This is a genomic window from Bacillus sp. LM 4-2 (assembly GCF_000978495.1).
Lineage (GTDB): Bacteria > Bacillota > Bacilli > Bacillales > Bacillaceae > Bacillus > Bacillus subtilis.
This window is the reverse complement of the sequence record NZ_CP011101.1, coordinates 1,564,055-1,577,463: the sequence shown is the minus strand read 5'-3', so window position 1 is coordinate 1,577,463 and position 13,409 is coordinate 1,564,055. Positions and strand designations below refer to the sequence as shown.

The 13,409-nt window shown below is 43.3% G+C and carries 10 protein-coding genes; all 10 read right to left on the bottom strand.

The window, feature by feature from the left end:
* Positions 1 to 117 precede the first annotated feature (117 nt).
* Positions 118 to 4,419 (bottom strand): bacillopeptidase F, encoded by a 4,302-nt coding sequence (locus tag bslm_RS08010; protein ID WP_046381007.1) that lies wholly within the window; start codon positions 4,417 to 4,419, stop codon positions 118 to 120.
* 302 nt (positions 4,420 to 4,721) lie between these two features.
* Positions 4,722 to 5,870 carry a cell division protein FtsZ gene (ftsZ, locus tag bslm_RS08005; protein ID WP_003232167.1) on the bottom strand — a complete coding sequence of 383 codons (1,149 nt, stop codon included), beginning with the start codon at positions 5,868 to 5,870 and terminating at the stop codon, positions 4,722 to 4,724.
* A gap of 35 nt (positions 5,871 to 5,905) precedes the next feature.
* Positions 5,906 to 7,228, bottom strand: a complete 1,323-nt coding sequence (ftsA, locus tag bslm_RS08000; protein WP_003232169.1) for a cell division protein FtsA — start codon at positions 7,226 to 7,228, stop codon at positions 5,906 to 5,908.
* Between the two features lie 178 nt (positions 7,229 to 7,406).
* Complete coding sequence (locus bslm_RS07995) at positions 7,407 to 7,766, bottom strand: small basic family protein (protein ID WP_046381006.1); 360 nt, start codon at positions 7,764 to 7,766, stop codon at positions 7,407 to 7,409.
* Positions 7,767 to 7,783: 17 nt separating this feature from the next.
* Positions 7,784 to 8,491 carry a DUF881 domain-containing protein gene (locus bslm_RS07990; protein WP_046381005.1) on the bottom strand — a complete coding sequence of 236 codons (708 nt, stop codon included), beginning with the start codon at positions 8,489 to 8,491 and terminating at the stop codon, positions 7,784 to 7,786.
* A 22-nt stretch (positions 8,492 to 8,513) separates the two neighbouring features.
* Positions 8,514 to 9,209, bottom strand: coding sequence for a DUF881 domain-containing protein (locus bslm_RS07985; protein WP_015252137.1), 696 nt, complete (start codon positions 9,207 to 9,209; stop codon positions 8,514 to 8,516).
* Positions 9,206 to 9,997: a cell division protein DivIB gene (gene divIB, locus bslm_RS07980; protein ID WP_003232178.1), complete on the bottom strand. Its 792-nt coding sequence runs from the start codon at positions 9,995 to 9,997 to the stop codon at positions 9,206 to 9,208. The genes bslm_RS07985 and divIB overlap by 4 nt, the downstream gene beginning before the upstream one ends.
* 129 nt (positions 9,998 to 10,126) lie before the next feature.
* Positions 10,127 to 11,038, bottom strand: coding sequence for a UDP-N-acetylmuramate dehydrogenase (gene murB, locus bslm_RS07975; protein ID WP_003232182.1), 912 nt, complete (start codon positions 11,036 to 11,038; stop codon positions 10,127 to 10,129).
* Positions 11,039 to 11,069: 31 nt separating this feature from the next.
* Entirely contained in the window at positions 11,070 to 12,161 is a 1,092-nt protein-coding gene (gene murG / locus bslm_RS07970; RefSeq protein ID WP_029317768.1) for an undecaprenyldiphospho-muramoylpentapeptide beta-N-acetylglucosaminyltransferase, read from the bottom strand.
* 120 nt (positions 12,162 to 12,281) lie between these two features.
* Positions 12,282 to 13,382 carry a stage V sporulation protein E gene (gene spoVE, locus bslm_RS07965; RefSeq protein ID WP_003244810.1) on the bottom strand — a complete coding sequence of 367 codons (1,101 nt, stop codon included), beginning with the start codon at positions 13,380 to 13,382 and terminating at the stop codon, positions 12,282 to 12,284.
* Between the last annotated feature and the right edge of the window lie 27 nt (positions 13,383 to 13,409).

Here is a 13,409-nt window from a genome sequence, read left to right as displayed (position 1 = left end):
CTGTCAATTAATGTTGAGAGGAAAATACAATTTTTCAGGGAAATCTGCTTAATTTGTCGAGGAAGTATAATGAGAGGATATAAAAAAAGCTGCCAATGACGGCAGCTTTTTTTCCACTTAATTTTCTGTGTTGATATTAAGTTTTCCATTCGCAGTTTTTCTTGTTTCATTTCCATAATCATCTCGGACGATCACTTCTACTTTTGCTCCTTTTGCTTTAATAGAAGAAGTGGCAGTCCAATAGCCTTCATATCTCCCCGGAGAGATTTCTCTTAACGGGAGTTCGGTGGCATTTTGCACACTCGCTCTTGCATTGGTCAGCGGCATACGAATGGTAAACGTTGCATCTAAATCCTCAGCGCTTGAGAAAGCGATTTTCACAGATTCACCGGCTTTTAAGTTTTTATCCTCTCCCGGAATTAAGCCGGAAATGACAGGCTTGTCAAAATTGACATCAATGACAGCCTTTTTCGTCGTTTTGTTGCCTGCTAAGTCTGTAGCAATCACCTTGATTTCATTTCTTCCATTTTCCAAAAGAATACGGGCTGAGTATGAACCATCAGCTACTGTTGCTTTTTTGCCATTCACCTTGACGTCTTTCAGATTGTCATCGGATACAGCCCCTTTGACAGTCAGCGTTTCTTTATTTGTTTTCCCGCCATCCTTTGGAGTGTCCAGCGTTAACTCAGGCTTTTCTTGATCAAGCGTGACCGTGATTGGGCTGGAGGCATCTGTTGTTCCGTTGTCAGTTGATGCAGTTGCCGTCAGCTCATTTTCACCCTTGTTGAGTGTGATGCCTGCATGGAACGTGCCATCCGCAGCGGCTTTCGTTTCTCCTGCCTCTTTCTCTCCATTATAAATGTGTACCGTTGTACCAGGAGAAGCTTTTCCTTTTACAGTGACGCTATCCTTATTTGTGTATGATTTGTCTGTCGGTGAAGTAATCTCAGGTACAGCAGCTTCGTAATCAACTAATGCGCGAATCATATAGTTGCCGTCTGCTTTGTCACCCGGCTCCCATTGTCCACCTATATACTGCCAGTTGCGGCCGGAATTCTTGCCGGTTTCATCCATTGCCAGTCCAGGTGAATACGGGTCAGGTTTCGACTGGATATATACGAGATAAAAGTCTTTATCGACCATAATCCCTTTTGAACTGAGATCTACCTTAGTCCACTCGCCATTGCGAAGAGCTTCAGCGTTAAATGGCCCGGCAATTTTCTTGCCCGGTGCTCCGTCTTTTCCTGTGGCATCGTATACCTCAACCTTAAACTCTGTGCCGCCCGGATCTGGGAACTCTGTATCCCAGAATCTGAACAGCCCTCCTGTAAGCATGCCTTTGTCCTTGCCGTCAGCGAGCGTCATTTTTACCGCCCATCCGTTACCGGCAGCAAAATAGGAATTGGCATTCTCCGCTGTTCCGTCATCATATGCAATTTCACCCGGATAACCGACGAAAGGCTTCAATGCAGTTTCTTTTGTAACATCACCTTTTAACTCAACGGAAAATTCATCACTGTAATAACCCGGTGCAGCGACTTTAATCGTATAAGCGCCTTCATAGGCCTCCAGCGTATATTCACCTTTATCGTTTGTCATAGCCGGTTCCACCGCAGCATCCTCTACAACATAAACGGAAGCGTCTTTTACCGGCTCTCCTGTCGTTTTATTGATGACCGTGCCTTTTAATGTGCCCTTCTTCATCTCTTCTAACGTAAAATTAGCTTGTGTCGTCTGATCCGTCTTTAAAGACACTTTTTGTGTTTTCGACTGATAACCATATGCTTCTGCCATAAGCGTATAGTCTCCCGCTTTGTGCTTCAGCGTGTACTGCCCTGTGGATTGATCTGAATATGTTGATTTTCCTGTTTCCACTACACTGACTTGTGCCCTGAGCGGCAAAACTTGAGGCTGTATAGCCTTGTTCTGATGTTTTACCGCTGTGTTTGCAGATGGCTTAGCCTTTTTCGGATTTACTGGCTTTTTCTTTTGCTTTCCAGACGGCTTTTCGACGCCCAGCTTATTCTTTTTGACTGTTTTTCCGGCTGATTTGTCAGAAAGCACTACATCATCAATGTACCAGCCCTCTTTTGCAATGCTTTCATCTGATTGAAGGTTAAACATCACTTGAATGTTTTGACCTTTATAAGCCGATAAATCAATTTCTTCGTCCGTCCAGCTTGATGTCTTTCCGTTATAGACACCAGCCTGCTCCCAATTCTTTTCACCTTCCGGAAGAACAAAAACGTAGCCGTAATCAAAATCATCCTCTAAATTGTGCCAGCTTTTAAATTGAAGGAACAGACTTCCTGAATCAGGTGCTTTAATAGGAGGCATAACAAGGTTCATGTTTGCTGAGTTGGCATAATTTCCTGTCAAATTCGTTCCATATACTTTTTCTCCGGATGCTGCTGTATTTGGGCCAGTTGACGGAACTCCCCATTCCCAGTTATTATTTGTTCCGCTCGCAACCCAGCCGCCGGGTGCAGTTTCAAAGTCCTGTTTATATCCCACCGTGATGCTTGGTTTCACTGTTACATCGTATATGTCAGATGAAACGACATGACCGCCAAAATCTTGAATCATCCACTTATAGCTTAGTTTAGTTCCTTTTATATCTGGGATCTCTGCCTGATACGTTCCTTTTAGATGATCACCGCTGATTCGTTTAGCCGTTATTTCTGTCCATTCACCTTGATCAAGCTTGTAGGACAGCTTTACAGATGTCACACTCACATTGTCTTCAGCTGTCAAAGTCAGTGGCAGGCTGCCACCTTCATAAGCTTCAGTTACTTTCTCATGCTGATAGACAGGAGGCTCTTGGTCATCCCCCTCTACAGAAACTTGTCCTTCCGCTTTCCCTAAACCATCTGTAACAGCGGATACAGCATCAAAAGCATTCACCAGACCATGGCCATATCCGTTATTCGGTGAATCAGGAAATGTTGAATCCGTGAGCGGTTCAGCCGTGCTGGTTAATATATCCTCCATCTCATCAACAGAAAGTGAGGCATTCGCCTGTTTCAGCAGTGCAGCAACAGCGGATACATGCGGCCCTGCCATTGATGTTCCGTCCCAACCATCCTCATATGTCTGACCGGGAACCGATGAACGAATATTAACGCCCGGTGCAGATATTTCCGGCTTTATTTCATCATATGGAGATGGCCCTTGAAGAGAAAAGTCAGCGAGCTTTTTATTGATATCAGTCGCTCCAGTTGCAAACGATTCTGGATAGTTTGCCGGATTTGCGATAGAACCAGGCCCGCCGGGAATAAAGAGATCCGTATTCCCCGCTGAAAACTCAGGGAAAATATCGGCCGCACGCCAGGCATTGACCATGTCTCTGTACCATTCATCAAGTCCAGAGCCCCCTCCCCATGAGTTATTGACAACATCAGGAGCCATTTCCGGGTGGGGATTTCCTTCCGCGTCCTTTGGTGCTAAAACCCATTCACCAGCTTCCAAAATGTCAGCATCAGTGCCGCCATCTTCAGAGAACGCTTTAACAGCAATCCATTTTGCGCCAGGCGCTACACCGATTTGATTTGTTCCATCAGGTTCAGAGCCCACCATCGTGCCTGTCACATGGGTTCCATGAGCCAAATCATCATAAGGGCTTGCCTCGCCTGCTACGGCATCATACCAGTTCATTTCATTTTCAGGCTCATTAGGATTTTCCGGATTATATCCGCGATATTTCTCTTTTAATGCCGGATGATTCCATTCCACCCCGGTATCAATGGACGCAACAACCGTGCCAGTTCCATCATATCCAAGTGCCCAAGCTTTTGGGGCATCGATTTGGTCTACATTCCATTCCACACCGTCAGTTGCTTTAATAGCTTTCTGTGCTTTTTTCATATTAAATGGTGAGGATGACTTAAAAAGCTGCCGTTTCTCATTAGGAAGCACCTTCTCCACTTCGGGAAACTGCGCCACTTTTTCCATAACCTCTTTTGAGGCATGAACAGCAATCCCGTTCACCACATAATAAGAATGAATTTGGTCTGCATTTCCTTTATCTTTCTGGGCGTTCAAATATTTTAGGACATCTTGCTGGGATTCATCGGCTGTGACTTTTAAAGATGACACAACAGCAGAACGCTTTTGATATTCCGTCTTAGCAGCAGACAGCTTCTTCGATTTCGCTTTTTTAACAGCCGCTTTTGCCGCTTTTTCTGTGTTAGCCTGATCTTTAAATTTAATCAGAAAAGTCGTTTTTTCTTTCTTTTTAAAGTTTTTCTTTAATGAACTCGAAATCTTGTTTTGAATGGATTCCGCAGATTGAAGCTCCTTTTTAACAGAAGGTGAGGTGACTTTACTGCTTGCCCCGGCTGCTCCCGGAAACAGCAGTGAACTGATGACAACTGTACTTAAAACAGAGCTGATGAGTCTGTTTTTCGTTTTTTTCTTCATTTTCATCCCCCTTTTTCAACATGCTTTTTAAAAAAAGTGTCGTCCCTCCTTTTAATAATGAATGGTTTGTCAGAACATCGCTGTATATTAACTGTAGACAATCTGAATTACAGATATTGTCGCTTCATGTCATTCAATTTCCATATATATGAAAATGATAAAAATGTCACAAAAATAAATAGGTCTAATTATCTGTTTTGTTACTAAGCGAAGGAAGCAATAGGGAAAAAGACTTTATAAGAAGGAAAGTGTGAAGAGAAAAACAAAAAAGGACAAAATCGAAAACGATTTTGTCCTTTACATTAGCCGCGTTTATTACGGTTTCTTAAGAATGTCGGGATGTCAAGCGTATCATCAGCCGGCTGTGAAGTATGACGGCTTACTGTGTTCTGCTGCTGAGGCTCCTCACGTTTTGGTTCGCGCTTCGGAACACTTTGATTGTGTGTTTTGATGCTTTGATTTAAGCTTGGACGCTGAGGCTTCGTCACGTCCTTCTCTTGTTCGATAAAGCCGGTTGCAATAACTGTCACCACAATCTCATCTTTTAGATTTTCATTAATAACAGAACCGAAAATCATGTTTACGTCTTGATCAGACGCCGAAGCGACAATGTCTGCTGCTTCCTGAACCTCATATAGGCTGAGGTTTGTTCCTCCAGTGATGTTCATGAGGACGCCTTGCGCACCGTCAATGGCCGCTTCAAGAAGCGGGCTGGAAATTGCTTTTTTTGCTGCCTCTGCCGCGCGATTTTCCCCAGTAGCAATACCGATACCCATCAAAGCAGATCCTTTGTTTGACATGATTGTTTTCACATCAGCAAAGTCAAGGTTGATAAGACCAGGTGTAGCAATCAAGTCAGAAATACCTTGAACCCCTTGGCGAAGTACGTTATCCGCTTCACGGAATGCTTCAAGCATCGGTGTGTTTTTATCAACAATTTCAAGGATACGATCGTTCGGGATCACGATCAATGTATCCACCGCTTCTTTCATTGCCGAGATTCCGCCTGCAGCCTGAAGCTGTCTTTTGCGTCCTTCGAAGGTAAACGGTCTTGTCACAACGCCGACTGTTAATGCGCCTAAGTCTTTCGCGATTTGTGCGATAACCGGTGCGGCACCTGTTCCTGTTCCGCCGCCCATACCAGCTGTCACGAATACCATGTCAGCACCTTTAAGTGCTTCTTCAATCTGCTCTTTGCTTTCTTCAGCGGCTTTTTTCCCGACTTCCGGATTCGCACCTGCTCCCAATCCTCTAGTCAGCTTTGCGCCGATTTGCATTTTCACTTCTGCTTTTGACAGGTTAAGAGCTTGAGCGTCCGTGTTTACCGCGATATACTCTACTCCTTGCACTTCATTTTCAATCATTCGGTTAACGGCGTTGTTACCGCCGCCTCCTACTCCGATTACTTTAATTGATGCTAAGCCGTCTATGTTTGTTTCGAACTCCAACATGCTAAATCCTCCTAATCTGCCGAATGACTATCTATCTATTCCCAAAACATGCTTAATAGTTTTTTCATTTTGCTCTGTTTATTATGTTCGGCTTGTGTTTTTTGTTTTCCTTTTGGCCGCTGCTGCACCTCATTTTGGTGATGATGCTGCTCTTGTTCCTCAGATGATGAGACTGCGATTTCCTGTATCGCTTCTTCAGGCATCTTAAAGCCTATTTTTCTGCCTTGGATTCTTGCATTCCGGCAGGCGAATTGGATCAGGCCCACTCCCGTCATATATTGAGGATCTCTTACACCGATATAATTCGGGCTTGCCACTCTGACATTGTTTTGCAGCACATCCTGTGCCAAAGACATGACACCCGGCATAGCTGCTTGTCCTCCTGTCAGCACGAAGCCTCCCGGCAGATCGGTAATTCCCATACTGCGAAGCTCTTCTGAAACAATTTCAAGAATTTCTTCTACTCTCGCTTCAATGATATTCGCTGCTTCTTGCTGTGTAAATGTTTGTTTTTGATTGGTGCCTATAACGGTTACCTCAAATATTTCATCTTCCGAGGCTTCGTCATAGTAGGCATGTCCAAATTGCTTTTTCACGCGTTCTGCTTCTTCTGTTGACGTTCTCAATCCGATGGAGATATCTTTGGTGATATTTTCGCCTCCGAGAGGAATGACACGGGTAGAAGTGAGATGTCCGTTCTGGAATACGGCAATGGTTGTTGACCCTCCCCCTATATCAATGAGAGCCACACCAAGGTTTTTCTCGTCCTTTGATAATGCAGCAGAACCGGCTGCCAGCGGCTGAAGGCAAATATCAGTTATTTCAATACCAGCTCTTTCAACGCAGCGGAGTAAGTTATGTAAGATTGTTTTTGAACCGGTGATCAAGGTGCCCTCTACTTCTAAACGCACACCCAGCATTTTTTTCGGGTCGGTGATTTCATCTCTTCCATCTACGATAAACTGTTTAGGAATGACGTCAACAATCAGCTGTTCGTGCGGTACTGAAACAACCTGTGCCGCCTCCATGACACGGCGTACATCTTCAACCTGAATTTCTTTATTTTCACTGGAAACTGCTACAACACCGTTTGTATCTTGAATATTGATATAATTTCCATTAACGCCGACAATAGCTTTTCTAAGCGGAAAACCTACCATTCTTTCAGCTTGGTCAAACGCTTTTCTTATAGAATGAACGGTCTCATCTATATCAACGATTGAGCCTTTTTTCAACCCTTCAGACGGTACATTTCCCACACCGATAATATTAAGGGAATCATCTGTCATTTCTCCGACGATCACTTTTGTATTGGACGTACCGATGTCAAGACTGACGTAAAGTTCATTGTTGTTCATTCTATGGCACCTCCTCACATTTCGATCATTTCTATTCTATTATTTGCGGAACAACAATACAATGAATGTGGCTTTACAAGTGTGTAACAAAAAATAACAACAGAATATTTTTATGTGCTTTTCACATTTTATGTTTATTGAAAATATTCGTTATATCCTATGTATATCCTCTTTTATATCACATTTTTTTTATTTTTTTAGAAAGAGTCCACTTTGTTAGTAGATTTCTTCTGATAACGGCTATATTCTGAAATAATCTGACTCCAAATGCGAATATACCTGCTAAATACAAGTCTACACCAAGATGGACTCCCAGAAAAGCTAAACTTATTGCCAATATAATATTAAAAAAGAAACCGGAAACAAATACCATTTCATCATATGTACCTTGTAAATGCGCCCTGATTCCGCCGATTAATGTATCAAGTGCGGCAAGCACCGCAAGCGATAAATAGTTTGAGTATTCACTCGGTATCGTTAAGTTTGTCATTAGTCCAATCGCTATTCCGAGCACCAGTCCCAACACGGGCAGCCACATGACAATTCTCCTCCTTTTCAGTCTTTAAGCAGTTTCAGCTGTTGTACGTCCAGTGGTCTGTCATATGCTTTTAATGTTAGTTTGCTTTCAGATTTACCGGCTTTTAATGCTAAATTTTCAGATGCAAAAAGATCCTCAAGGCCTGACCCCTTCACTCTGCTGTGTAACATGTCCGGATCTTTGGCAAGCACTTTTACTGTTAAAGGATAATCGTCAAGGGCGTATCCGTCTATTTTTGTAGTGCCGTTTATATCTCTGATGACTGTATGATTCACAACTCTTCGCTCGTTAATCGAGATATGCTCTGCACCGTATGAGTTGAGTTCATTAATCAGCTTTTTCAGCAAATCCGGAGGCGGATTTTCGACCGGCTCTCCTGTTAAGCTTTCAGAAAAAAGCAGGGAAATCGTAATGACAATTCCGCTACCTGTTATATCGGTCATGCCGGCTGTTTTTTTTAAGGATTGCAAGGTATTATTTAGCGCGGTTTCTTTTGTCATTTCTTTCGTTTGCGAATAGCTATTCAGAAGTTTGTCATATTTGTTTATTTCAGACAGCAGCTTTTCCTGCTTCTTCTGCTCTGATGTCAGCTCTTCCCTAATATCCCACATATCTCTTGTATCCCGGACTTTGGGGTGCTTTAACGAATTAAACTGAACAGATATCATCAGGCCGAAGATGACCATAAGCACACTGATGCTTATGAAGGAACGCTTTATTTTCAATCTATTTCACCCGCTTTTTCAGTCATTCCTTCGTTTTCAGAATCGGTTTCATTTGTACGTTTTTCTCTTTTTCTGCCGACACAGAAATATGATCCATTGACAGCTGATCAATTAGGCCTCCAGCGATATTTAACGAGGGCAGCAGGACATCTGGATCTCCAATAGCGGATACCGTAAATGGAGCGGGATGCTGCACCCCGTCTACCGTTACCACAGGACCATTGCATTTGATATACGAATCATGCGTCAAACGCTGTCCATTAACGGCGACAGCTGCCGCTCCTGAGATATACATTTCGTTTACTACTTGGAAGATATGGCTTTCGTGAACGATGTAACTATTCACATTCTCCCCTTCCGGTATGTATGACGCATCTTCCAATGTCACCTCAACGCCTTCTCCCTGCACACCGACTTCCCCAATATACATCCTGTATTTTTCTGTATCTTCGAGGACATTATAGTATTCCGACTTCTCTTTCTTCAGCTTATTTTCCGCCTGGCGGACTTTGTTTTGCTTTTGATATAATTCTTTTTCAAGCTTCTTATTTTCTTTCTCTTGTTTCAGAAGTTCATCTCTCAGCGCATATTCTTTTTTCCACTCTTCCGTCTCAGCCGCGCTTTTGTTGTTTTCTTTTGTCATTTGAAAAGAAAATGAAATCAAAAAGCCTGCGATAAGCATAATCAAGGAAAGAAGGACTGCTGATTTGCCCCTCAATTTTCATCTTCCTTTTTAGCAGCCTTATCGTTTTTCCCAAACTCTTCAAAATAGGTGGCAACTTCTAAATGAATGATTCCTTTTTTATTGCTGCTTAGCTGAGAAATGATAGAAGGATACGTCTTCATTCGGTCTGCAAACGTTTTAATAGATGCAGTGACAACATAACCGTCGTTCATATACAACTTAATACGGTTTTCATCCATTTTTACAGGCGTATAATAAATTTCTGAAATCGACTGTTTTAACGAATTTGACAACGCATCGAGCTGCTTGGCCATTTGAGACCGCTTCTTCGCGTTTGTCCAATTCACTAAAATCGGTCCGGCATCATCTGGCGTTACTTCGTTTGGCAGAACTGAGCCGTTTTCAAGCACTTCATAGTACACATCGTCTTTTTCTAAATAAGCAATCGCTTTATATTCTTCGATTGCAATGTTGATTTTATTAGGAAGCGATTTGCTGATCTCCGCTTTTTTCACTAATTTATTTTGCTGAATCTTCTTTTCTGTTTTTTGCTTGTCCAAACTCCAAAACTCAGTATCTCCGCTGTTAATATCGGAAAGGTCGATAATTTCCTTTTTTGATACATTTTCATTCCCTGTAACAGAGATTGTTGATACTTTACTGATTGGTGTTTGCAGGTACACAATGATCAGCACCATAATAAAAAAGAGCATAATAAATGAAATGAGACGGCGGTTTGCCTTTTGTTTCCTCTGCTCTTTAATTTTAGGGATCCGCTCTTCAATGTTAACGATTTTTTCTCGGTCTTGACCCGGGTTCATTGCCTGTTCACCTCATTCAAATGAAACAGCTGTTAAAAGTCTGTCTATTCCAAAACAAACGGCATACTATGATGCCGTTTGTCGTTTGCTTACAGTATATCATATGAACAGCTTCAGTCAGAACTTGAATCAGCGATTTCCGCCGATGATTTCAACCTCTGTGTGCATATCAATCTCATATTTTTCACGGATTGTCTTTTTCACATGGTCAATGAGATCAAGCACATCTTTTGCTGATGCTCCTCCCGCATTGACGATGAAGTTTCCGTGCATCTCCGATATCTTTGCACCGCCGATTTGATATCCTTTCAAGCCTGCTTTTTCTACAAGGTTCCCGGCATGATTCGGAAGCGGATTTCTGAATATGCTTCCCGCACAAGGGCTTGAATACGGCTGTGTATTTTTTCTATAGTCTTTATTGCTTTGCATTTGCTGAACGATTGATTCCTTATCCTTCTGCTCCAGCTGCAAAACAGCTTCAAGGCAAACGCCCGGGCGTTTCTTTTGCAGTACAGATGTCCTGTAGCTGAAATCCATCTGCTCATTTGTCAGCCACTCAATCGTTCCGTCTTCAAACAAAATATGCGCTTTGACGAGGATCTCGCTCATATCAGAACCGTGAGCGCCGGCATTCATATAAACCGCTCCGCCGACTGATCCTGGAATGCCGGCAGCAAATTCCAAACCGGACAGGCCTTTTTTGCTCAATGATGTAGCAAGGCGGACCACTGAATAACCGCCTCCGACTGTTACTTGTTCCCCTTCAAGCTCCAAATGGTCAAGACCCGCCCCCAGCTTGATCACTACGCCTCTAATTCCTTCATCTAAAACAAGAAGATTTGATCCGCGGCCGATGACTGTCCACTTCACATCATATTTTTTAATCACGTCCATGATGTCTTTAACAGCATCCACACTGCTTGGAATGACCAATACATCCGCAGGTCCGCCGATTTTCATCGTTGTATGATTCGCGAGCGGTTCATTTGCAAGAACCTTGCCGACTTCGCGTTCTTTTAATTCCTGTATCACTTTCTCCATCGTAAACCTCCGCATTCCATTTGCTTTTCTACTATTTTTTTAATTCCTCGAGTACGCTGTATAAACGGGCAGCCGCGTCAGGAACACCGAGTGACTTTGTTCGTTCGCTCATTTCCTTTAACGTTTGCTCATTCAGTACAATCCGGTCTAGCGCTTCAATCAGCTTCTCCCCGCTGAGCTCTGTTTCTTTCAGTACAATCGCCGCATCATGCTGGCCAAGAGACCTCGCATTGACCTCCTGGTGATTCGCTGTCACATATGGACTCGGGATCAGAACACTTGGGATTCCGAGAGCAGTAATTTCGGCAATCGTTGTCGCACCGGCTCTGGCCACAATGACATCAATGGCCTTTAAATACTCAGGCATTTGATGAAGAAACGGCTTTGTGACCATATTATCAGCGGCACCCTTGCTTTTCAGCTCATTCATTACTTTTTCATAGTGAACTTCACCGGTGATATACAGCACTTGATAGTCTCTTGTTTTCAGCGCATCCTGCATGTCAATGACAGCGCGGTTAATCGGTGCAGCGCCTCGGCTTCCGCCGAAAATTAAGACCGTTTTTTTGTCTTCAGAAAGCCCAAATTCAGCCAATGATCGTCCCGTCTTTATTGAGACGACTTCAGAGGCTCTCGGGTTTCCCGTAAATACAACTTTCTCGCTAGGAAAATGTGATTTCGCTTCTTCAAAACAAATCGCTACTTTATTAACATATTTTGAAAGAAACTTATTCGTGATGCCCGGCAGGCTGTTTTGTTCATGGACAATAGTCGGAATTCCCATTTTCGCAGCGGCATAGACAACCGGCCCGCATACATAACCGCCCGTTCCAATTACGGCATCGGGCTTAAATTCCGCTAAATACGATTTACTCTTTTTGACGCCCTTCAGAAAACGCATCACAGTCTTGACATTTTCAAATGACAATTTTCTTTTAAATCCTGTAATTTCAATTGAACGAAACGGTATATTCTCCCGCTCAACAATTTTTTTCTCCAGCCCGTTTTCTGTTCCGATATATAAAAATTCCACATTAGGATGACGTCTTTGCACTTCTTTAATAAAAGCAAGCGCAGGATAAATATGTCCCCCTGTACCGCCTCCGCTTATTGCAATTCGCATTTCTTTTCCCCCAGTCTAAGTTTCTCTATAACATAACGATAACCCTGTTTTGTTGGACAGGGTTATCGCATCAATTGTTTCCAAGCTTCATGTTAGACAGGAAGCTTGGACATACATTCGTTAATACCTCGAGTAGCGGCTTACATTCAGCAGCACCCCAACTGCCATCAGCATTAGAGTCAATGAAGAGCCTCCGTAGCTCAGAAACGGGAGCGTGATGCCTGTTACAGGAATCAGGCCCGTGACTACGCCGATATTGATCATGACTTGAATGGCAATCATTGAAATAATGCCGACTGCGACAAAGCTTCCGTACAGATCAGGGGCACCAAGCGCAATTCTGATTCCTCTCCACAGCAGGACGCTGAAGAGGAGCAAAATAAGTGTTCCCCCGATAAAGCCCAGCTCTTCTGACAAGATGGCGAAAATAAAGTCTGTTTGCGGCTCAGGCAGATAAAAGAATTTCTGTCTGCTTTGTCCGAGCCCCATTCCGAACAACCCGCCGGGCCCCACTGCATAAAGCGATTGAATGATCTGAAATCCGCTTCCGAGCGGGTCTTCCCATGGATTTAAGTATGAGGTAATCCGCTTTATCCGATATGGAGCCGATAGTACGAGCCCGACAAATCCGCTGAGGCCGATCAGCCCGAGAAAGACGAAATGGGCGATCCGTGCGCCGGCTACAAAAATCATGACAATACAAGTTCCGACCATTACTGTCCCCGTTCCGAGGTCAGGCTGGCACATGATAATCAAAAATGCTGAAAACACGATGCCAAGTGCAGGGACGAACCCCCGTCTGAACGATGTGATGTTTTTTTGTTTTTCAGAGAGAAATTTAGCAAGGAATGCAATCATCGCAAGCTTCATAAACTCTGAAGGCTGTATGCTGAATGCTCCGACTCCGATCCAGCTTCTTGAACCGTTCCGCACCATTCCGACGCCCGGTATCAAAACAAGCACCAGAAGGAAAAAGCAGATAACCATCAGCAATTTGGACCATGTCCTCCAAGTCCAATAATCAACATTCATGATAAAAAACATAGCAATGACGCCGATTCCCGCAAACAAAAGCTGCCGTTTCGCGAAAAAGAATGAGTCGTCAAATTTATAATCCGCCCATACCGCACTCGCACTGTACACCATAATTAATCCGATTGTTAATAATAATAACGTAATGATGACCAATAACAAATCAGGCGATGTTTTTTTAGTAGTCAAAGCAATCGACACCCCAAGCTTAAAGTC

What these genes read in the sequence shown, in the direction of transcription:
- bslm_RS08010 (WP_046381007.1), bottom strand. Translation starts at nt 4,419, where the DNA reads ATGAAGAAAAAAACGAAAAACAGACTCATCAGCTCTGTTTTAAGTACA.
- ftsZ (WP_003232167.1), bottom strand. Translation starts at nt 5,870, where the DNA reads ATGTTGGAGTTCGAAACAAACATAGACGGCTTAGCATCAATTAAAGTA.
- ftsA (WP_003232169.1), bottom strand. Translation starts at nt 7,228, where the DNA reads ATGAACAACAATGAACTTTACGTCAGTCTTGACATCGGTACGTCCAAT.
- murG (WP_029317768.1), bottom strand. Translation starts at nt 12,161, where the DNA reads ATGCGAATTGCAATAAGCGGAGGCGGTACAGGGGGACATATTTATCCT.
- divIB (WP_003232178.1), bottom strand. Translation starts at nt 9,997, where the DNA reads ATGAACCCGGGTCAAGACCGAGAAAAAATCGTTAACATTGAAGAGCGG.
- bslm_RS07995 (WP_046381006.1), bottom strand. Translation starts at nt 7,766, where the DNA reads ATGTGGCTGCCCGTGTTGGGACTGGTGCTCGGAATAGCGATTGGACTA.
- murB (WP_003232182.1), bottom strand. Translation starts at nt 11,038, where the DNA reads ATGGAGAAAGTGATACAGGAATTAAAAGAACGCGAAGTCGGCAAGGTT.